Here is a 20,839-nt window from a genome sequence, read left to right as displayed (position 1 = left end):
TTTAACGTGCCATCATAGAATGCGAAGGCTCTACCGTTCTTACCTGGATGGGCTGCAAATTGCCTTCAATTTGGGCGCGATATGGCTCAAACCACTCAGGCAGCATGAGTTTCTGTCCAAGCGACTCCGCAGGCTCATCTTTCGCGAATCCAGGAGGATCGGTAGCAATTTCGAACAGGATTCCGCCCGCTTCTCTGAAGTAGATTGCGTTAAAATATTGACGGTCCCGAACTGGGGTTGGTTGATAGCCGTACTGTTGTACAGCTTCTCTCCACTGCTCGTGCTCTGTAAAATCTTTGGCACGCCACGCAATATGGTGGACCGTCCCTGCTCCGCCTGCCCCCAAAGCCATCCGGGTGACAGGAACATCCACGACATTACCGATATCTCCGACGGAACGGAATCGTACATACTCCTCATTTTCATCTACTTTGGTGAATCCGAGTATTTTGTTCAGCGCATCCATCGTTCTCTGCGGATTGACGCTGAACAGCACGGCACCTCCAAATCCTTTGATGGCTTTATCCACTGGAATGCCTTCATGCACCCAGGTGCTGGCTGGGCCCTCTTCACGTTCAACCAGTTCCAGACGCAAGCCCTCGCTGTCTTCGAATTGCAGCAGCTCTTCGTTAAAACGACTTGTTTTGGTTACCTCAATGTTATACTGCTCCAGCCGATCCTGCCAGAAGCCAATAGTCCCAGGTGGAATCACATATGAGGTGATGCCAACTTGACCGCCACCAATTTTGCCTCGCGGTGATCCGGCTGATGGGAAGAATGTGATAATGGTACCTGGACTTCCGTTCTCATCCCCAAAGTACAGATGGTAAACGTCTGGTGCATCGAAGTTGATTGTTTTTTTCACAAGCCGAAGTCCCAAGACACCAGCATAAAAGTCGACATTAGCCTGCGGATCTCCCGCAAAAGCTGTAATATGGTGAATACCTGCAGTTTGAATTGTCATCATCATTTCCTCCTAGGTTTATAGATCATTTTTGTATGGGAAGGGTTATTTGTAGATCGTCTTATAGGTGTTTTATTTATATTTATAGACGTATATTATCTTAATCTTAATATTAAGATAATATACCGAACTGATTCAGTTATTATTTTGTTGGGCCTGTTCCTGTTTCAGTTTATCCGGAGTGACGTCATCGCCGTTCGGATCATAGATGGTTACATTTAGCAGAATATCGTTGATCGAACCGCGAAAGGTTTGCAGATATTCCTGGCGCAGACGAATTTGTTCTGCTTTCTCCATCTCCGTCAACCCTGCCGCGTTGGCTTTTCTTGAAAGTTCATTTATTCTGGTCAATGTTGGAATCATCATCTTGATCTCTCCTCGTAATCGGAATTAAGATATTTGTTTTTTGAGTGTAATTTATATACAAATTAAATATCTTAATTTAAAGATAAATGATTTATGCTCCGTTGTCAACCGTTTTCTACCATTTAAAATAGAATGAAAAAAAGGGCCTACTCCAAAGTATGATCTTAGAGTAAGCCCTTCTTATATTTAGATATAGGTTAACCCAACTTCTGACCACAGTTTGGACAGAAGTTTGCACCTTCATTCTTGGCGCCACAGTTTGGACAGAAGTTCGGCTTTTTATTGTCTCCAGACGAAGAAGATGCACCTGCATCGCTGTTTTGATTAGCCGCAGGTTTTTGATCCGAATTCTGATTCTGGTTGTTCTGGTTCTGATTCATGTTCTTCATCATTTCATTCGCCATGTTCATGCCCATCATCATGCCCGCCATATCCGAAGCAGCGCCGCCGCCTTTAACTTTACCGGATGAGATGCCATCAGTCATGCTGACCTGCTGATATTTTTGCAAATTGCCGATCATTTCATGTGAAGCGGTCTTCGTAATCATATCCTGGATCTCCTGCGGGTAATTGAAGCTCATCACCTGGAAGCCTGTAATTCCGATCCCGATGTCCATCATTTGCATATCCAGATCTTCCTGAATTCCTTTGGCAATATCCGAAGCATTCGCCTGCAGGTTGAACATATCCTTACCCTCACGGCTAATCCATTTCATTAGCAACTGATCCAGCACAGACGTGATCCGGATCTTAACATCCTCGACCAGATAGCTCTGCTTGATACCCGCAATTTTATCGATCAATGTAACATAGTCACTCACTTTAAAATTAAACGTACCATTCGCACGAACCGGCATTCCACCTGGAAGTTGAGGAGTTGGAATCAATACCGGACTTTGCGTACCCCACCGAACCGTAAACTCCTTCGTATTCACAAATAGCACTTCGACCCGCATGCCGCTGTTGAATCCGAACTTGAATCCTTTTAAGGTAGACAGAAACGGAATGATCTCGGAATCGATATTAAACGACCCTTCGTCCTCAAAAATCCCTTCCACCTTGCCGTTATTCAGGAAGATCGCATCTTGCCCCGAACGGATAATCAATTTACTTCCCTTCTTGATCTCACGGTTACTCCACTTCCAGAAAATCATATCATCTCTGAACTCTTCCCATTCCACCACATTTGAAAATTGATTTTTGAAAAATCCCATACTCGTTCCCATCCCTTCTATAGTAAGTATATTGCATCATCATGACATAAGTTGAGTTGTTGTTTTTCCTGCTAGAAAGATCCTCTACTACCACTGTGCGAATGACCGCCTCGGCTGGTACCTCCGCCCCCACCGCCTCCTCCGCCACCGTTATTGTTGTTCTTCTCAATTTTGCGTTTGGTTACAGTAGTACGAATATACCGATCCTGACGATCGATTACACTGGAAGTACTTGAATCTTCATAGGTCGCCCGGTTGACCGTCACACGTCCGCCAGAACGGTAAGTCATAATCCCAACAACAACGCCTCCGATTAATACAGATACTCCTAATTGGATCCAACCGTTAAATAAAATATTGTTCGGGTTCACACCAGGTTCATACCCCATATATTTATAGGAAAGCTTAATATATTTCTCAAAAGCGAGTTTGTAATCCCCACTAGATAATTCAGAGGTAATCCTGCTTCGGATTGATTGCAACCGACCGTTGTCGAGATAATCTTCAGCTTTATAGAATCCAGCCAAATACACTTCCCGATTATTCATGTCCATCGTCAGAATGACCGCATTTCCATTCGCTTTGTCATACCCAAGAGCGTGCTCATCATAGAAATCCTCGGTCAGCAGCTGTACATCCTGATTCTGTGTATTATTCGTTGTCAGAATAACAAAATCCGTCTGCCTCTCCGCCCCATACTCATTCGCCAATGCGTTCAGTTCACTTTTCTCCTGCTCGTTCAGCAGATTAGCTTCATCGTAAATCAGGTTTTTGCTATCTGCTGCCGATGCTACTGACATTGGAATCAATGGAGAAGCGAGGGTAATCACAAATAAAATGAGTGTTGCCATCCATGCCAAATGTTTTCCTTTTCTCACAGGAATCCACCTCCCATCATCCAGGAGACCAGTTTCAATGACAACAAGGAAACGGCTGAAATCCCTGCAAACCATCCGGCAACTTTAGCTTTGCTAATAGGCGGTATACCCACCACTTTACCTGTCTGACCATTCATGGCAAAGGTATACTGCGAACGATTGTAGTCATAGTAAACCATCCATACCGGGAGCAGCACATAGTCTGCATTTTTTAACGTAGTATCGATCTGTTTATCTGTGTAACTGACACTGTTATAACCTGAAACCGTTGATGCAATATAAGAATCGATATAAGAGCTCGTTTTTTCCTTGGCGCGTGGGTACAGCTCCTCATCCGTATAACTATATTTTTCCGCAATATACCCGGCGAGATACGGGGTTTTGAAAAGCTTTAACTGGTTATACGGAAATGGCTCCAGCTTATCCATCAGTTCATCTTTCATTTTCTCCGATGCATCAATGGGCAGATTCACATAGTTCAGCCGGATTCTCCGGTAAATATCAAAATGCTGTGTTTCCGTGTAATGATAATCACCCTGCGTGTAGGTTCTAATTTTTGTGCCACGGCCATGAACTTCGATTTTGTTATGTAACTCATATAACCAGAAGGGCACGTATATCCCGGTAATGCTCTTGACCCGGTCAGCTGTCATGAATCCGCTAGGTGTCAGTAAGCCGTTTCTGCACCATTTTTTGAACGCTTGCTTGGCCTCATCCTTACTGATCGAAAAGGGTAAGACCATGGCCGGTGCCAGATCTCCCGTCAGTCGATCACTCAGAACAACGGCGGCTCCACAGAAGCTGCATGTCGTTGCACTTGTCTCCGGCTCAGTTACAATATCCGCGCCGCAGCTGTTACAGTGATACTCCTTGACCTCATTCTCCGTGAACACCTGTTTCTTCAGCGGATCGGGGATCTGTTCGATGTTATCCTGGCGTCCGCAGCTGGGGCAGGACAACGCTCCAGTTGCACTATCAAAAAGCATTCCACTGCCGCAGTTGGGACACTTGTACTCGATTACCGGCATTTGCTCACCTCAATGTTTAACGAAATGTATTATCTTAATATATCTTTATTTATCTTCCAATTTCTTCTGAATTGCTGCAAGCTCTTCCTCTGGAGTCGGCGTCACCTGTGCATTATTACCCGCTTCGGCATTCATTTGCTGCTCCAACTGCGCAATTAGTACATCCAAATCATCTTCCTGTGCCCCAGCACGAAGTTCAGCCAAAGCCTCAGCTTCGTTAAGCGCCTGATTCGCCTTGTCTTCCATCGCCTTTAGAGCAGCACTCGCATTGGCAGCGGAAGCGTTCCGTTCATTGGCCTGTTGTTGCGCATTGGCAGCAGCCATTTTGCCCTTCAGCTCCGTATGCCGAGCTTCCAATTGCCCCATATCCGCAACCAGCTTCTCGTGCATATGCTTCATCATTTTGGCTTTGGCAGAAGCCCGATCATAGGCAGCTTGTAATTCATTCCGTTTCTCAGCCTGCTCTGCCTTCTTTTCCAGAAAACTACGTGCCTTGTCTTCATCACCGGACTCCGCAGATTTCTCTGCATACCGCTGTAATTTCTTAATCTCTGCACTGCATTCGTCCAAAGCCCTCTTCGCCCGGCTCTCATCCGAGAGAACCGCAGCCGTCTCTGCCTTCACCTGACCCAGATCACTGCTCAAGCTCCGCATATATTCATTCACCGTCTTCTCCGGATCTTGCGTCCGAGCCAGCACATGGTTCACATTCGCTTTCATCACGTCCCTAAACCTCGATAAGATTCCCATCATTCGTTCCTCCTTCGATCAGTTCATATGTACTATAATACATGAATATGAGGTTGAAGGTTTCATTTCCCTTATTCCCAAAATACAATAATGGCGCCCCCCGCTTTTCGGAGAACGCCGTCTTTAGAACTCAATTCATAAATTAGGATGGATTAGTTGAAGAATGAACAATTCTGGCATTTGTACAAGAGAACATTCCAGAAGCCTTGCTAATGTGTATCTTCCCATCTGATTCTTTCATTTTCCCATCCAAAAAGACTTTAAACGCTTGCGCTTCCTGAAGACTCATGACTTGTTCATTTCCTTCCAACCCGTTCATGGATAATACATATTCGACTATTGCGTCTGAGTCTGTTATGGAAAGCGAGTCTTCATACACATGTAATTGCACATCAGTAAAGGCATGTTCAAGTTGTTGCTTTCCGTTCTCCATGGAAAATTTCGACTCAATCATGCCAAGAACACGGTCATATTGGCTATCAGGATTAAATTCTTTTACCAACTCTTTCATCTCGGCCATATTTCGTGAACCGATGGTACTTGCATAAAAGGTCCCGCTCTTCTTAAGCACTCTCCCGATTTCGGACAATGCCCTCTCCAAATTCCCAAGATGATATAACATATGATTCGCAATTACAATATCAAAGCTTTCATCGGGATAATGAATTTTCTCTGCATCCATGACACTCCATTGGGCACGTTCCCCAAGATGAGCAAGATTGCGCTGGGCGTCCTGAAGCATCCCCGACGATTTGTCTGTAATGGTTATATCCCAATGATCAGGAATGCGCTCGGCATTGGCCATCCACAATAATCCGTTTCCACCACCCAACTCTAAAACCCTGAGATAATCCTTCTTTGGAAATTGATCAAAGACCCAAAGAGGCCAGGGATATGGATTCGTGCTGTATGTTTTATGCAAATGAATTCTCGCGTTGAATTTACCCGAATTAGCATATTGCTTACTTTGGTCAGGGTTTTCATTTTTGGCCGACATTTGAGTCCGCTCCTTTAGCCAGGCGCCATGTACGCATGGAATCCGCATAGTTTAATAATTGTTCGGCAAACATCTGAACCTCACTGTCGTTCCAATCGCGCAAGATATGTGCCAAACCATCAATACTCACTTTCAGGAAATCAGATAATACCTCTTCTCCCAATGGAGATAAGGTAACCAAACTGGACCGTAAATCATTCGGATCTGAGACCGCAACGATATGACCAGACAGTTTCAATCCCTGAATTCTCCGGGTGATTGATGAGGGATTCAAATCTAGTTTGCTGGCAATATCGGTGATCCTCACAGCTCCTTGTTCCTTGACAAACAATAGAATCTCAAACGTTAGACGGTCCAGATCTGACCGAAGATTTTGTGCATGCGTAAATTCTTTAACTATTCTTAACGTACCGTAAGCCAACTTCTCCAGCTCATCTCGATTACTTGCCAAAAATGATCACCTCCAATCTGATCATAATTTATTTGTTTGCGCAAAGCAAATAAATATTTTCTCGCGCTTTGTTGGGTTGCTTTACTAACTCCGCTGGCGCAGGGATGCCATTCCTCTGCAAGTTGGCTATAATAAGGAAAGCCCTCTGGTCTGATGTACCAGCAGGAACTATGAATGATTTTTATAAAAGGCAGGAAAATTATGCGTACACGAGTTCATATTATCGCCCCTTACGAATCCATGACTACTATTATAGAAGAATGTATTCCGCTATTCCCCCAGTTGGCCATTCAATATGAGGTGGGCGACCTGATGAAAGGCGCCGAATTGGCGGCACAGGCTGAACGAAACGGAGCGGAGATTATGATTAGCCGCGGCGGTACTGCCCAACTAATCAAGGAAGCCGTAACCATTCCCGTCATTGATGTGCAGCTGTCCGGATATGACATGATTCGTTCGCTAACGCTCGCAAGCCAGTTCAACGGCCAAACCGCTATCGTTGGCTTTGCCAACATTACTTCAGGGGCACAGTCGATTATCGATCTAATGGAACTGCCTTTAAAGGTGTATACTATACGCAGTTCCGAGGATGTGGCACGGCTGTTACTGGAGCTGAAAGCGTCAGGGTACCGTCAGATTGTTGGCGATGTTATCACCGTGAATACAGCCAAAACCTATGGAATGGAAGGATTGCTGATCCAGTCTGGCAAGGAATCCATCCTCAGAGCGCTTGAAGATGCACAGTTGGTATATCGGTACTTAAGTAAAAATCACGCGATATCCGTCATACTGAACAATCTGGTTACCCAAGAGCATCCTAATCTTCTTGTTTTAAACGAGCAGAGCGAGGTTGTATTTGAGAATTTGACCGATTTTGAGCAGAATCCACTCACTGATAATCACATTTATCTCACCAATACCAACCTGGATTTCCATCAATCCCAAGTTCAGAATGTGTTCATCGTGGATGATTACCAACTTACGGTAACGGCCTATGAAACAACGTTAAATAACAAAACCTATAAAGTATACTCCCTTGAAAAAGGACAGCCCTATGCTTTTGCACAATTCGGCATAACGGCATATACCGATATATCCATGGAGCCGATCGTTGCCGAATCCCCTGCCATGCAGGCCGTATTGAAAAATATCCGGGCGGTTTACGAGAACCATGAACCCATTTATCTACTAGGTGAAGCGGATTCGGGCAAGTCTTTTCTGGTAAAACATATTCATCAGATGTACTCCAGCGGTGGGCTGATGCTCCAAATCGAGCTTGCTCAGGTTCCTCCAGGCCATTTGCACAAAATTCCCCTCTCCAAAGTTCGCAACGTGGAAATTAATCATTTGGAAGATGGCTCGAAGGATGAGGAATTGATCTCATTCATTCAGACCTGTCTACAGAGGCAGATCGGGGTATTCATCCTGGGGGAAAAGGGATTGAATCCAAACAGAACGCTGGATGTCGAGCTGAATACGATCATTATGCCGAGCCTTGTAGACAGGCAGGAGGATCTTGCGCCACTAATCCAGCATTTCCTCAGTGATTACTACCAGAAGTATGGAACGGTTGCGGTGAAGATGAAAGAGGATGCGTTGCAGCTAATTAGAAATCAAGTTCCGTATATGACAGTGAACCAGTTGAGGCATCTTATCAAACAGGCTGCATTGAACGAACAGGACTACGTGATCTCAGCTGAGACCTTATCACATCTGCTCGGTGAACAACCCTCATCCAATACGATGAAACTCAGTGGTACGCTGAAAGAAATCGAAAAAGAGATTATTCAACTCGTTCTACATGAGGAAAACAATAATCAATCCAAGGCGGCCGAACGCTTAGGGATTAACCGTGCCACGTTATGGCGTAAACTTAAAGAGTAACTTTAGGTTTACGCTTTTTTTACGATTATATGTGTTGCATATTTAAACACTTATAACTATTTCTTGAAATTTACAATAATTAAGTGTTGCTAAAATAAACAATATGGGATAACATAGTCCCTGCAAACGCTTTATAAAAACGATTACTTCATAAGGAGCCACTACTATGAACATTAAAGCAACATTAGATCGTATTCCTGGCGGTATGATGGTTGTTCCCCTGTTGCTCGGTGCAACCATTAACACATTCTTTCCGAATGCTTTGCGAATCGGGGGTTTCACAGAAGCCCTGTTCGTGAATAGCTCAAGTACATTGATCGCCCTGTTCCTGTTGATTGCTGGTACACAAATTACGTTCAAGACAGCCGGTTCTTCGGTTGGTAAAGGCGTTACATTGCTTGTGTTCAAGTGGGCAGTTGGTGCAATATTAGGTTTGATCGCCATCTATTTTGCGGATTCCAATGGTTTATTCCTTGGTTTGGCACCGCTTGCTATTATCGCTGCAATGACGAATTCCAATGGTGGATTGTACATCGCGCTGGCCGGACAATACGGCAAAGAGGATGACAAGGCTGCTTATCCATTCCTCGCACTCAGCGATGGACCGTTCCTCACCATGGTTGCACTCTCTATTTTCGGTGCGATGGGCTTCGCCAACGGCATGTTCTCCCCGATGGCTTTTGTAGCCGTACTGCTTCCACTGATCGTCGGTGTTGTTATCGGTAACCTGGATCGCAACCTTGCTGAATGGCTGCACAAAGGCAGCGACAAGCTCGTTCCATTCTTCGCCTTTTCACTGGGTATGGGAATCAACTTCTCGTCCATCATTCAAGGCGGACTTAGCGGCATTATGCTGGGTGTAATTACTGTATTGATTACTGGCGGCGTCGGTTACCTGCTCTTCAAAGCCATTGGCTGGAATCCCATTGTCGGAGCTTCGGAAGGTTCCACAGCCGGTAACGCTGTAGGTACACCTGCTGCCATCGTGGCGGCAAATGCTTCTTTTGCCCCTATTGCCGAGATTGCTACAGTACAAATTGCTGCAAGTGTTGTGACGACTGCCATTCTACTGCCGATCTTCATCGGATTCCTTTCCAAAAGGCTGGAGAAATCAGGCGGTGTCGAGAAATACAATCAAAGACCATCCACATAAATGCATTGAATTTAGCTGACCGGACTTATATTTAATTTGGATTTTCAAGGAGGGATGACTGCATGAAATTAGCCATTATTGCAGATGATTTGACCGGCGCCAATGACAGCGGGGTGCAGCTTGCCCGTCATGGATTAAAGACAAGCGTACTATTCAACATGGACGAAGATAACATTCGTAATTACGATGCGGTCGTGTTTGATACCGATAGCCGTTCCATCACACCGGAGGATGCGTATCAGCGGGTTAGTCGAGCAGCAGAACTGCTGTTAAGGAACGGATTTGGCACCATTTTCAAAAAAATGGATTCAACCATGCGCGGAAACATCGGGATCGAGATCGACGCTTTGTACGATGTGGTCAAACCGGACTTCATGATGATTGCCCCGGGCTATCCCAAGAACAACCGCACCATTCTTAATGGCACACATTATCTGAACGGGGTTCCACTGGCCGATACCGAGATTGCGAATGATCCGAAGACACCTGTGACTCTTTCATATCTTCCGGATTTGCTCAAGCTCCAGACCAAGTATGAAGTTGGCGAGATTACGGTGAGTGATCTTGAATCGGGTGCAGATCATGTGAAGACGCAGCTGGAAACCTTTAAGGCAAACGGCGTTCCTTATATTCTCGTCGACTCGACGGATGAGGTGCACTTGGAGCAGGTTCTGAGTATCACCAGTGAGCTGGATTATTCATTTGCCTGGGCAGGCTCAGCAGGGATCGCGAACTACCTTCCCACTCATTACGGTTTGGGAGCCAAGTCTGCGGAATTAAACATTCCGGCAAATCCAGGTCCGATCCTCACTGTTGTAGGGAGTGTGAACAAAAACTCTCGTGAGCAGCTCAAGCAGTTGCTACAGAAAACCAACGTATCATCCATCCCGTTCCACTCGTTCAAAGCCGTATCGGGATCGGCAGATCGTGAGCAAGAAATCGATCGTGTGTATGAGGAAGTGATGGCCAAAGCCGTAGAAGGCAATGACGTTGTCCTCTATTCGACCGCCGAACAGGTAGATATTGAACTAGCCCGTGCTACGGGTGAAGTCAGAGGACTTAATCACACCGAGGTCAGCAATGAAATTGTACGGGCCATAGGTGAAATCTGTGCCACGCTGCTGGAGAATGGGTACTTCAAAGGTGTATCCATGACGGGCGGAGATACAGCTAAGCAAATCTGTATGAAGTGGAATATCAGCGGTTTTGAGCTGCTTGATGAGCTTGAAATTGGTGTACCGATATCGAAATTTATTGGAATTGAGGATCTGCACGTGATCACCAAAGCAGGCGGGTTCGGCAAGCCCGACGTCTTCATCCATGCGATTGAGAAATTAAAAGGAGGAGTTACCGTATGAAACCAACTGTAGGAATTACAATGGGCGATGCAGCAGGTATTGGACCCGAGATCATTATGAAAGCATTGGGCCATCAGGAGGTCTACTACAATTGCAATCCACTCGTCATTGGCGATGCAAAAATATTGGAGCGTGTCCTGCCTGTCATCGGATCGAGCCTGAAGGTAAATGCTATTCATGAGCCATCCGAAGCCAAGTATGAATTCGGTACTGTGGACGTTATTGATCTGGATCTCATTCCTGCCGATCTGGAGTATGGAAAAGTATCTGCCGTTGCGGGAGATGCAGCATTTCAGTATCTGGCGAAAGCCATTGATCTAGCGAAAAAACAGCACATTCACTCCATCTGCACGGCGCCTCTGAACAAGGAAGCCCTGCATCTGGGTGGGCACTTGTATCCAGGTCACACCGAGATTTTGGCCGATCTGACCGATACAGAAGATTTCTCCATGATGCTGACTACACCCAATCTGCGAGTAATTCACCTTACGACACATATGGGCCTGATTGATGCCATTACGAGCATCAACCCGGAAAGAACATACACTGTGGTTAAACTTGCTCATGATACGTTGAAAAAAGCCGGCTTCGAAAATCCGCGTGTAGCTGTTTGTGGTATCAACCCGCATGCAGGTGAGAACGGACTGTTCGGTAATGGTGAAGAGGAAGAAAAACTGCAGCCCGGCATCGAACGTGCGCAACAGGAAGGCATTAACGTCGTTGGTCCACTTCCAGCGGACACGTTATTCTTCCGCGCTGGCCGTGGTGATTTTGATATCGTTGTGGCTTGTTATCACGATCAGGGACATGCACCAATTAAGGTCATGGGCATTGAAGAAGGTGTGAACATTACGGTAGGTCTCAAAGGCGGCATTATCCGTACTTCTGTAGACCATGGAACAGCCTTTGACATCGCAGGCAAAAACATTGCCGATGACAAAAGCATGTTGGCCGCCATCCGTTCCGCCATTGAGCTTGCGCCCAAAGCACAAATTTAACAGCACGTATTCACATATAAAGATTAAAAAGCAGCGATTCTGTCGTCACGGAAGAATCGCTGCTTTTTCTTTTGGGCCAGAATATTTTGATTCATCGGCAAGGAACTTGTTCATAATCACTTTATGGACGATCGTACCAATAGCCAGGAATACCTCGTTCCAGACGCATCAACGCTTCAAGATAAAAATAATCGCCCCAGATCGTGTAATCATCAGGTGAATCTCCACCTCTTACGGAGTATGAACCATGCTTCAGCAGACCCTCGGCTGTATCCGAGCCCTGCGTGGAGTAGTGATTAATTAAGGATTTCATGGACGATTCCGCTGCGTTCTGAAAAACCTCCCGCTCAGGATCGGCTTCATCAAGCCGCCCGGCAATTTCCAGCAGACCACAGGCAACAATAGCCGATGCAGAACTGTCCCGTTTCGTATCTGACGTTTGCGGGACATCAAAATCCCAATACGCTACTTCATCCTCCGGAAGATGGGCAATGAAATAACGGGCAAGACGTTTGGCTGTCTCCAGCATCTCTGCACTTTGCAGATAGCGGCTGCACAGTGCAAAACCATATATCCCCCATGCCTGTCCGCGAGTCCAGGTAGAACCGTCATTGTAGCCTTGATGCGTCCCCCCTCGAATGGCCTCTCCGGTAGCTTGGTCAAAATAAAAGGTATGGTAACTAGAGTCGTCTCCACGAACGAGGAAACGGCGGCTTTTCAGCGCATGCAGCTCGGCGACGCGGCGATACTCCTCGTTATTGGTCTGCTCATACGCCCAGAACAGCAGCGGAAGATTGAGCAGGCAATCGATAATAATTCGCCCTCCGTTATTCACATCACCTTTCCGCCCCCAAGCCTGAATCAGTCCAGCATCCTCCCGCCAGCGTTTCATCAGCATATCAGCTGCTTCCAGCGTGAGTTTCCTTGCAGCGGCGTCATGCTCCACAATCCATTGTGCCTTAGAAGACAACGAATAAAGGAAGCCAATATCATGATGATCGAAAATGATTTTCTGCTCCATTCGTCGACGGAAGTTATCGACGCTATCCACGGCAGCCTCACGAAACCTCTGGTCCTGAGTATACTCCGTGCATAACCACAGGATGCCTGACCAGAACCCTGCCGTCCACTCCGTATTATCGTTAAGCACATAATGCTCATCCCCATTACTAACATGGGGAAAGCGCCCATCATATCGATCTATATTACGTCGGGTGACATGAAGTGCATCTTCAATAGCTTTTTTCCACATGGAACCAGTTCCTCCTCTAGGCAAGTCATATTCTTCAACCCTCTTGCTGGACGAGTCTGCTATTTTGCTTATATTGGCCGGGTGTAATTCCCTCATATTTCTTAAAGACACGAATGAACGAATTGCTGTTCAAGAAACCCACCCGCTCGGATACGTCCTGGATCGTCAGTTCCTCTGCCTGTAGAATTTTCTTAGATTGCTCAATTCGATATTGGTTGATGTAATCGATTACGTTGACCCCTGTCTGTTCCTTGAAGTACTTGGAGACATAGGTTGGATGAAAACGAAACCGCTCAGATAAATGGGTCAAGCCCAAATTGACATCTGCATAACTCTCATGAATGAATTCCACCAGTTGATCCCTCAATTCCTCACTGCGGGAACGCTTGCGCTCATGCACCGTCTGGCATACCGTCTCCAGTATCCGCAGCAATTCGGACTCGATCTCCTCAAAGGTCTCACATGCAAACAATTGCCGAATCAGATCGTTGCGCTGTGTCATCTCGTTCTGGTCATCTGTCTTGATCTGTTCGGTAGCTTTCAGAAAGGTACCAATCAACTCAAACATTAGACAGCGAGCCAGTTCAACAGACAAGGGCTCTCCCGCAAAATTAGTCATGAGAATTTCGTTCATCACTTCCGTGGAACGGGCATAATTGCCTGTAGCGATATAATTGATGAGCTGTCTCTCCAGATCAAGAGGGTAATACAGCTCCTCCTTGGGCCGACGAATTCGGTTCGGGTCAATAATTTGACCGATCCCCAGAATCAGCCTGTATTCCAGCGCTTCTTCCGATTCCCGGAAACAATCTGCGATCTCCGCAATACGGTGATGAACATGGCTAACGCCAACAGAGAAATACACGCAGAATCGGGAGCCGATGAAACGCTGAGCTTCTTCGACTGCACGAATTAACCGATGACTGGTATCCTCCTCACACTCCCGAATATTGATCAGGAATGCAATTCTTCCATCAATGTCCGCAGAATATACATGACCGATTGAACCGATCATCTCCTCCAGTACATTGGTCAGAATCAGGTGCACAAATTGGTGCTTCTCCTCCTGGTCCTGCTCACGTACTCTGGAACGGAACAGCCCTTCAACATCCTCAATATGCAGGAGCAATACAGCAAACGACTCCGACTCAAATCGAATACCTGAACGTTCCAAGGTCGATGCAAACTCCTCACCCACCTGTACCCTTCCCTTCATCAATTTGGAGAGCAGACTGCTCCGTATAACGCTTTGCTGATCCTTAAGCCTGTTCGCAAATTGATCCTGCTCTTCCCAGGCTTGGATCAGAACAGATTGCAAAATGCCATATTCATCGTCTGGCTGCTCCAGTTTCCATTTGACCTTATCCGAGATAATGTTCATGATCCGTCCCAGCGGACGGTAATTCCGTCTGGTGAACCACCAGGCTGCCACCCCGCCAAGGATAAGTCCTGCAGCAACGCCTCCAAGCGTAATATCGCGGATTACCGTCAGCTTCTTGGCATAGATTCGGGTAGGTATGATGGATACATACTTCCAGTCCTGGATCTTGGAAGAAATCTGCGATATGGTCACGGATTCTCCGTTCCAATCGATCGTTTCCGTTCTTTTCCCAGCATCATCGAAAAGATTAAGGTCCTCCCCATTCATGTAAGGGGTTTCAAGTGATCCGGTAGAAAATAACGTTTGACCGTCGTGATCCAGAATGAACACGGTGCTCTCTTTTTCCAAACGTACGTTATCAATGGCTTGCTGGAATCGATTGGGGTCCAGGTTAACAACGAAGGTCGCAGGGCTGTCAGCGCCATTCTGAATAGGAAACGGCTGAATATAGACCAGCGTGTCTTCAATCCGTCGATCTTCACTCCGAACCTCCATCTTTCGGTACATGCTCTTACCGGAATCATGCATAAGCCGGGTCCATGCTTCCTCGGTTACATTGGTGCCCTGATAGAACATGTCGTATAGATAATTTTTTTGAATAAGTGAAGACGAGGACAACGCGATATCGGGTTGTTTGATATAAATGTATAGTTCACTAATCAAGCCGTTTCCGACGCGTGTAGATTTCAGGTTTTTGATCAGATCAATCCCCATGACTCTCCAGCGGGCATCCTGTTCAGATGCATGATTAATGAAGCTCATGAGTTGAGAGTCAGCCATTAATTGATTGCTAATGCTGCCAATATCACCAATCTGGTTATCAATGGTTTCCTGTACCTGAGATAACAGCACCATGTTGGAACGATTAACTTCTTCCTCAAGCAACATGCGAGACTCGGCAAAAACAGCAGCACCGATCACAATCGGTATGAGCAGAATGACCATGTAAGAAATGCCCCAGGATAACAGGATGCTTTTTCTCTTCATGCGTCTCCTCCTCACCGTTTGTTATTTGGTATGGCTTGATAAGGCAACTCTATTCTTTGATTGCTCCGATCATAACACCTTTAACAAAGTATTTCTGCAGAAACGGATAGATGAACAATATAGGCAGGGTCGCTACCATGACGGTTGCGTATTTTACACTTTCCCCGATGGCCTCTTTGTCCATAGCGGTCGCTCCTGTGGTCATCGAGTCTGTACTGTTCTGAATCAGAATTTCTCGCAGCACCAGTTGAAGTGGAAACAGGTTCCGGTCCCGAATATACAGGATCGCACTGAACCATGAATTCCAGTGACCGACGCCATAAAAGAGAATCATCACCGCAATGACGGGCATGGACAATGGTACGACGATCCGCCACAGAATGAGCATCTCTCCTGCCCCGTCTATACGGGCCGACTCTAGTAGACTTTCCGAGATTTCCGCAAAGGAAGTTCGCATAATAATCAGATTATAGCTGCTGATCAGACCGGGTACAATCAGAGCCCAGAGGCTGTTCCCCATATGGAGCGTGTTATTGATCAACAGATAAGATGGTATGATTCCGCCGTTGAAAAACATCGTAAACACAATCGCCAGCATAATCGGGTTACGGAGCATAAAGCTTTTGCGGGATAACGTGTACGCCCCCAGAATGGTGAACAGCAGATTAAGCGCTGTGCCCACCACCACAATGAATATCGTATTCCGGTATCCGGACAGAATATTGGGGTTGCTTAGCACCAGCTTGTAGCTCTCCATTGTAATTCCTTTGGGGAAAAGCAGCAGGCCTCTATGGGCCATGAGTTGACCTGAGTCGCTAAGCGATGCATTCAGCACATGCAGCAGCGGATACAAGGTTACGATAATCAGCCCTGTCATCAGAATTGCGTTCGCACCGCCAAACAACCGCTCTCCAATGGACCTTTTCATTCGCAAAAGAAATCCCTCCTTTCACCTCGTTCTTGGCTAGAACAGTTTCGTATTGGATATCACCTTGGACAGACGGTTGGCACCGATTAGCAGCGCAAAGTTAATGACCGACTGGAAGAGACCCACCGCGGTTGTATAGCTAAATTCAGCACTTTCACTAATCCCTTTGCGGTAGACAAACGTCGAGATTACATCTGCTGTATCATACACATTCGGATTATAGAGCAGAATAATTTTCTCGAACCCAATCTCCATCAATCCTCCAATGCGGAGTATAAGGAGAATCATAATCATCGGGATGATGCCGGGAAGCGTGATATGCCACACCTGGCGAAGCCGACTCGCTCCGTCCACGTTGGCAGCATCGTAGAGCTCGGGGTTAATGCCGCTAAGCGCAGCCAAATAAATGATGCTGGAGAAACCAAGCTCCTGCCAGATCGATGAGGCGGTATATATGGTACGAAAATTGGCAGGATCACTGAGAAGCGCACTGCTCTGACCGCCAAAATAACCAATGATAGTGTTAAACAGTCCATCTCGGGAAGAAAAGTCAACAATCATGCCGCAGATGACAACAATGGAAATAAAGTGAGGAATGTACGAGATCGTCTGCACCGTACGTTTGAAGATTTCATGTCTGAGCTCATTAAGCAGAAGAGCAAGAAGAATGGGAGCCGGAAAACCGAACAACAGCTGATAAAAGCTTAGCAAAAGAGTATTCTTCAGAATTCGCCAGAAATAATAGCTCTGAAAGAAATCACGAAAATGCTGCAATCCGACCCAATCACTGCCCCATATGCCTTTGCCCACCGAGTAGTCTTTGAACGCAATGATGGCTCCGTACATCGGCAGGTATTTGAAGACGAGAAAATATAAAACGACGGGGAGAGCCATCCAATAGATGGCTTTATTCTTTTTGTAATTGAGCCATAACAAGGAAAACTTGTGCGACAACTCCTTCATCCCCTTCCTTTTTCATTCCAAAGAGGGCGTCCAGGGCAGCAAAGCCGTAAAAAGGCTTCATTACCCTTAGACATCTCTTCCTTATCTGGCGTTATACCGATCCAGGGCAGCTTGCTGAATTTCAATAGCCCGTTTCACGTTAAACTTGTTGATCTGATCTACAAACTTGTCAAAGTTCTCAATCGGCTCAACCCCAATGACAAACTTGACGAACATCTCGTCCCGGTAGGTTCCAATATCACTCATAATCTTGCTGTACTCCGTAGATTCTTCTGTTGTCAGACTTGTCGGAGGAAGGCCCACCTTCAATGTATTCTCGCTGTATTTCGAGAACAGAACTGCCGCATCCTTCTGCTGTTGGAGCTGGTAATATTGCTCGTTGTACCGATCGTCATCCTCCCCAACGAAGGGATAGTTCGCAATAAAATGTTTGGCCATGGCTTGAGCAACCGACAGGCCGTCCGGATTTTTCAAAATCTCATCAGTATAGGTCGGGTAACCGTCCTTCATCGTGTAGGTGAGGCCCTCCACACCGAAATTTTTCAGCATATGTCCTTCTTCACTGAAGAAATAATCGAGTGCTTTGACCGTTTCCTCCGGATGTTTGTTGCTATTGGTGAGCACAACACCGCTACTGCTCCACTCCCAGGAACGTCCGGTAAACAGTGGTTCATCGCCCTTATTCAGCACCGGATATTGTGTGGCAGTCAGGTTGGCGTTCGGATCCGTTTCCTGCAGAGCGGGCAGGTAGCGGCCTACACCTCCACCAATAAAGGTGAAAAATGCACCAGCTTGACTGCTCAAAATTTTGGCGTCGTATGTTTTCTGGTCATTAGTAGCAAAATCGGGATCAACCAATCCCTCCTGATACCAGCGATGGAACATCGTGAGAAATTCCTTATATTCCGGCTCGATTGGCCCATAGACCACCTTGCCATCTTTCATGAACGTACTATTAGTGATGCCGTAAGCCTCCAGATATGTCGGTGCGGCTGGTCCCATCGTGCTCATTTTGGGTGGTGCGCCAAACAATAGCGGCGCTGCTACGCCTTTTTTCTCCTTGAAGGCCTTGAGTACCGTCTCCCACTCCTCCAGCGTTTCCGGTTTCTCCAGCTTTAGCTCATCCAACCAATCCTGACGGATGAACGTACCGCCGAAGGTTTTGTATTCCCCTAGACGCAGATGCGGTATTGCATAGATATCTCCGTTGTCGGCTTTTAACTGTTTGGCAACCTCAGGATTCTCTTCCAGGATCTTTTTCAAATTGGGAGCGTATTCATCAATGAGTTCGTTAAGTCGAATGATGATACCATCATTGAATAGCTTGGCGTAATCTCCATTGACAAACATGGCATCAGGCAGCTGATTTGAGGCTATCATGACATTGAACTGTTCGGTCTCGGCACCCACAGCGGGATGCTGGAATTCGATTTTGGTATTGGTTTTCTTCTCCCATTCCTTAATCGCCGTAATTTCATTCATGCTCTTGAGTGTGATGGAAGCATTGGTATTCATCGACATCCAGATTGAAATGGGGGTAGGTCCATCTCCTCCTGCTTCACCTGTACTTCCATTTCCCCCTGAACAGCCCCCAAGAGCAGCAATACTCATCATTAGGCAGATACCAATTGTCAGTCGTTTTCTCCATGACCTTTTCATCACTTCACGTCCCCCCATTGAATGTGTATCGTGGATAAGCAGCTCTGTCATCGCTCTCCATAAAGTTACCGTTTGCCCGCTATATTGGCTATCGTCCATTCTTGCCGACATATCCAAAATTTGATATTTCCTTATGCTGCGCAGGATTTGCACATGAATGCAAGAGATCAAGATCATATTTCCAGATTGAACGGTGAGCGTGAGCGCAAGAAGGAGATCGATCAAGCCCGTTTCCAAAATCATAAGGTGTTTGACCAGTCGCTGCCACATATATGGAATAAACTAATATCACTTCTTAATTGAGCGTGTTCGTTTTTTTCATAAGGAGCGTCCAACAACGTGAAGGAGGAAACAGGAATGGCGATCCGCTACAGCATCATTATCCCAACCTATAATCGGGCCCATCAGTTATCGCTTACTCTGGCAGCCTTAGAGACACAAACCTACCCGAAGCACCTTTTCGAAGTCATCGTAGCTGATGACGGTTCCACTGATGGAACGAAAGAACAGATCCAAGCATTCCAGTCTTCATATCCTTTGACCTACGTATCGCAGACGGAGCAACGTGGCAGATCAGCGATCCGGAATTTGGGACTTCAGCATGCCAAAGGGCTATATGTTATCTTCTGTGATGCTGACTTTCTGGCATTACCCGAATTTATTCGAACCGTGCGTCAATATCATCGTAAAAATCCCAGAGCCGTCGTTTCGGGTTTTCCACATTCCTTTGCCGATGCTTATACCCACTACTATCCAGACTTCTCGCCATCGGAAAAAGATCATTGCCGTTCAATCCTTACCCCTTCAAACTTATGGCGTCCTGAATTTGATGCAGCGAATGAAATCGTCCCACTGGTCACACCGGAAGATATCATTCATCAGACAGATACATTGTCCAAAGTGATTTTCCCAACCAAAATACCGCCTGGTGTCATCAAACAATTTGCCAGCACCGATGTGGCTCCATGGATGCTGCTCGTCACGCGGTGTGTTTCCATTCGCCGAAGCCTTCTGAATCGAGTTGGAGGTTTCAATGAAAGGTTTGTACTGTATGGGCTTGAAGACTGGGATCTGGGCTACAGACTGCATCGTTTGAAAGTGCCCTTCTACTGTATGAAGGAGGTCGTAGGTTATCATCAAGAACATCCTACACATTTCCGAGGGGAAGTGCTCAATACAGAAAATCTGAAAATCATGCTCGAAACCTATGGATTCAATGATTCCGCACTAAATTTATTCTGCGTAGTACCACCATCAGCTGACCTCCAAACCTACAAAAAAACGCTGCGAATCTTGCGCAGAGGCTTCCGGTCCAGAACAACACGTTCTTCCGCACGATTGTTAAAGAAAACATTGCGGATTGCTGCCAAACACTTCGCGCTTCAAACAGATGTGGAAGCGTATAAAAGATCGCTCGCAAGAATACAGAGAAAAGCAAAAGGCAGAAAAAGTCGGGTGGCTCGCGTTTTACAGGATATGGCGCAGAGATCTAAGGAATTGGTTGAGTAGTTAGCTGTATCACTAACTTCGCCCATATTACTCCTGCTCCAATTGCATCCACTTTTTTAATACAACAAAAAGCCTCCTATCTACATCTCTGTAGAATAGGAGGCTATGTTTCCTTTATA

Annotated in this window: 18 protein-coding genes; 5 read left to right on the top strand and 13 right to left on the bottom strand. The window is 46.2% G+C overall.

Going from position 1 to position 20,839, the window contains the following annotated elements:
* Position 1 precedes the first annotated feature (1 nt).
* The 8 genes from HP548_RS03420 to HP548_RS03385 form a co-directional block, all read right to left on the bottom strand.
* Positions 2-964, bottom strand: a complete 963-nt coding sequence (locus tag HP548_RS03420) for a ring-cleaving dioxygenase (RefSeq protein ID WP_175380895.1) — start codon at positions 962-964, stop codon at positions 2-4.
* A 135-nt stretch (positions 965-1,099) separates the two neighbouring features.
* Positions 1,100-1,327 carry a DUF896 domain-containing protein gene (locus HP548_RS03415; protein WP_063566529.1) on the bottom strand — a complete coding sequence of 76 codons (228 nt, stop codon included), beginning with the start codon at positions 1,325-1,327 and terminating at the stop codon, positions 1,100-1,102.
* A gap of 200 nt (positions 1,328-1,527) precedes the next feature.
* On the bottom strand, positions 1,528-2,544 hold the full coding sequence (locus tag HP548_RS03410) for an SPFH domain-containing protein (RefSeq protein WP_063566468.1): 1,017 nt from the start codon (positions 2,542-2,544) through the stop codon (positions 1,528-1,530).
* Positions 2,545-2,615: 71 nt separating this feature from the next.
* Positions 2,616-3,395, bottom strand: coding sequence for a TPM domain-containing protein (locus HP548_RS03405; protein WP_175380918.1), 780 nt, complete (start codon positions 3,393-3,395; stop codon positions 2,616-2,618).
* Between the two features lie 23 nt (positions 3,396-3,418).
* Positions 3,419-4,450, bottom strand: coding sequence for a TFIIB-type zinc ribbon-containing protein (locus HP548_RS03400; RefSeq protein ID WP_175380894.1), 1,032 nt, complete (start codon positions 4,448-4,450; stop codon positions 3,419-3,421).
* 45 nt (positions 4,451-4,495) lie between these two features.
* On the bottom strand, positions 4,496-5,200 hold the full coding sequence (locus HP548_RS03395) for a PspA/IM30 family protein (RefSeq protein WP_175380893.1): 705 nt from the start codon (positions 5,198-5,200) through the stop codon (positions 4,496-4,498).
* Positions 5,201-5,342: 142 nt separating this feature from the next.
* On the bottom strand, positions 5,343-6,197 hold the full coding sequence (locus tag HP548_RS03390) for a class I SAM-dependent methyltransferase (protein ID WP_175380892.1): 855 nt from the start codon (positions 6,195-6,197) through the stop codon (positions 5,343-5,345).
* Positions 6,181-6,648, bottom strand: a complete 468-nt coding sequence (locus HP548_RS03385; RefSeq protein WP_076291968.1) for a MarR family winged helix-turn-helix transcriptional regulator — start codon at positions 6,646-6,648, stop codon at positions 6,181-6,183. The genes HP548_RS03390 and HP548_RS03385 overlap by 17 nt, the downstream gene beginning before the upstream one ends.
* A 174-nt stretch (positions 6,649-6,822) precedes the next feature.
* Here HP548_RS03385 and HP548_RS03380 point away from each other — a divergent pair, with 174 nt between their 5' ends.
* The 4 genes from HP548_RS03380 (at position 6,823) to pdxA (ending at position 12,041) form a co-directional block, all read left to right on the top strand.
* Positions 6,823-8,532 (top strand): sigma-54-dependent transcriptional regulator, encoded by a 1,710-nt coding sequence (locus HP548_RS03380; RefSeq protein WP_246317896.1) that lies wholly within the window; start codon positions 6,823-6,825, stop codon positions 8,530-8,532.
* 166 nt (positions 8,533-8,698) lie between these two features.
* Positions 8,699-9,685: a 2-keto-3-deoxygluconate permease gene (locus HP548_RS03375; RefSeq protein WP_064641229.1), complete on the top strand. Its 987-nt coding sequence runs from the start codon at positions 8,699-8,701 to the stop codon at positions 9,683-9,685.
* Positions 9,686-9,747: 62 nt separating this feature from the next.
* On the top strand, positions 9,748-11,043 hold the full coding sequence (locus tag HP548_RS03370) for a four-carbon acid sugar kinase family protein (RefSeq protein WP_175380891.1): 1,296 nt from the start codon (positions 9,748-9,750) through the stop codon (positions 11,041-11,043).
* Complete coding sequence (pdxA, locus tag HP548_RS03365; protein WP_175380890.1) at positions 11,040-12,041, top strand: 4-hydroxythreonine-4-phosphate dehydrogenase PdxA; 1,002 nt, start codon at positions 11,040-11,042, stop codon at positions 12,039-12,041. The genes HP548_RS03370 and pdxA overlap by 4 nt, the downstream gene beginning before the upstream one ends.
* Before the next feature lie 121 nt (positions 12,042-12,162).
* On the opposite strand, the gene HP548_RS03360 is transcribed toward pdxA, so the two are convergent.
* The 5 genes from HP548_RS03360 to HP548_RS03340 form a co-directional block, all read right to left on the bottom strand.
* Positions 12,163-13,293 carry a glycoside hydrolase family 88 protein gene (locus HP548_RS03360; protein ID WP_175380889.1) on the bottom strand — a complete coding sequence of 377 codons (1,131 nt, stop codon included), beginning with the start codon at positions 13,291-13,293 and terminating at the stop codon, positions 12,163-12,165.
* Between the two features lie 34 nt (positions 13,294-13,327).
* On the bottom strand, positions 13,328-15,661 hold the full coding sequence (locus tag HP548_RS03355; protein ID WP_175380888.1) for a helix-turn-helix domain-containing protein: 2,334 nt from the start codon (positions 15,659-15,661) through the stop codon (positions 13,328-13,330).
* A 49-nt stretch (positions 15,662-15,710) separates the two neighbouring features.
* Entirely contained in the window at positions 15,711-16,595 is an 885-nt protein-coding gene (locus HP548_RS03350) for a carbohydrate ABC transporter permease (protein WP_072735774.1), read from the bottom strand.
* Between the two features lie 30 nt (positions 16,596-16,625).
* Positions 16,626-17,552: an ABC transporter permease gene (locus HP548_RS03345; RefSeq protein WP_076291973.1), complete on the bottom strand. Its 927-nt coding sequence runs from the start codon at positions 17,550-17,552 to the stop codon at positions 16,626-16,628.
* Positions 17,553-17,633: 81 nt separating this feature from the next.
* The gene (locus tag HP548_RS03340) at positions 17,634-19,322 is read right to left on the bottom strand and encodes an extracellular solute-binding protein (protein WP_246317895.1); all 1,689 of its coding nucleotides are present in this window, start codon (positions 19,320-19,322) and stop codon (positions 17,634-17,636) included.
* Between the two features lie 246 nt (positions 19,323-19,568).
* On the opposite strand from HP548_RS03340, the gene HP548_RS03335 reads away from it, so the two are divergent.
* Positions 19,569-20,720, top strand: coding sequence for a glycosyltransferase family 2 protein (locus HP548_RS03335; protein ID WP_076291974.1), 1,152 nt, complete (start codon positions 19,569-19,571; stop codon positions 20,718-20,720).
* Positions 20,721-20,839 lie beyond the last annotated feature (119 nt).

The sequence above is a fragment of the Paenibacillus taichungensis genome (assembly GCF_013359905.1).
GTDB classification, from domain to species: Bacteria; Bacillota; Bacilli; order Paenibacillales; family Paenibacillaceae; genus Paenibacillus; species Paenibacillus taichungensis.
The sequence above is the reverse complement of the archived record's forward strand: the minus strand, read 5'-3'. Positions and strand labels throughout refer to the sequence as shown.

Bases quoted from the DNA above. Each gene is read 5' to 3' on its own strand.
- HP548_RS03355 (WP_175380888.1), bottom strand. From the start codon at position 15,661: ATGAAGAGAAAAAGCATCCTGTTATCCTGGGGCATTTCTTACATGGTC.
- HP548_RS03370 (WP_175380891.1), top strand. From the start codon at position 9,748: ATGAAATTAGCCATTATTGCAGATGATTTGACCGGCGCCAATGACAGC.
- HP548_RS03420 (WP_175380895.1), bottom strand. From the start codon at position 964: ATGACAATTCAAACTGCAGGTATTCACCATATTACAGCTTTTGCGGGA.
- HP548_RS03390 (WP_175380892.1), bottom strand. From the start codon at position 6,197: ATGTCGGCCAAAAATGAAAACCCTGACCAAAGTAAGCAATATGCTAAT.
- HP548_RS03375 (WP_064641229.1), top strand. From the start codon at position 8,699: ATGAACATTAAAGCAACATTAGATCGTATTCCTGGCGGTATGATGGTT.
- HP548_RS03410 (WP_063566468.1), bottom strand. From the start codon at position 2,544: ATGGGATTTTTCAAAAATCAATTTTCAAATGTGGTGGAATGGGAAGAG.
- HP548_RS03340 (WP_246317895.1), bottom strand. From the start codon at position 19,322: ATGTCGGCAAGAATGGACGATAGCCAATATAGCGGGCAAACGGTAACT.
- HP548_RS03335 (WP_076291974.1), top strand. From the start codon at position 19,569: ATGGCGATCCGCTACAGCATCATTATCCCAACCTATAATCGGGCCCAT.
- HP548_RS03360 (WP_175380889.1), bottom strand. From the start codon at position 13,293: ATGTGGAAAAAAGCTATTGAAGATGCACTTCATGTCACCCGACGTAAT.
- HP548_RS03395 (WP_175380893.1), bottom strand. From the start codon at position 5,200: ATGGGAATCTTATCGAGGTTTAGGGACGTGATGAAAGCGAATGTGAAC.
- HP548_RS03415 (WP_063566529.1), bottom strand. From the start codon at position 1,327: ATGATTCCAACATTGACCAGAATAAATGAACTTTCAAGAAAAGCCAAC.
- HP548_RS03345 (WP_076291973.1), bottom strand. From the start codon at position 17,552: ATGAAGGAGTTGTCGCACAAGTTTTCCTTGTTATGGCTCAATTACAAA.
- pdxA (WP_175380890.1), top strand. From the start codon at position 11,040: ATGAAACCAACTGTAGGAATTACAATGGGCGATGCAGCAGGTATTGGA.
- HP548_RS03405 (WP_175380918.1), bottom strand. From the start codon at position 3,395: ATGGCAACACTCATTTTATTTGTGATTACCCTCGCTTCTCCATTGATT.
- HP548_RS03400 (WP_175380894.1), bottom strand. From the start codon at position 4,450: ATGCCGGTAATCGAGTACAAGTGTCCCAACTGCGGCAGTGGAATGCTT.
- HP548_RS03380 (WP_246317896.1), top strand. From the start codon at position 6,823: ATGATTTTTATAAAAGGCAGGAAAATTATGCGTACACGAGTTCATATT.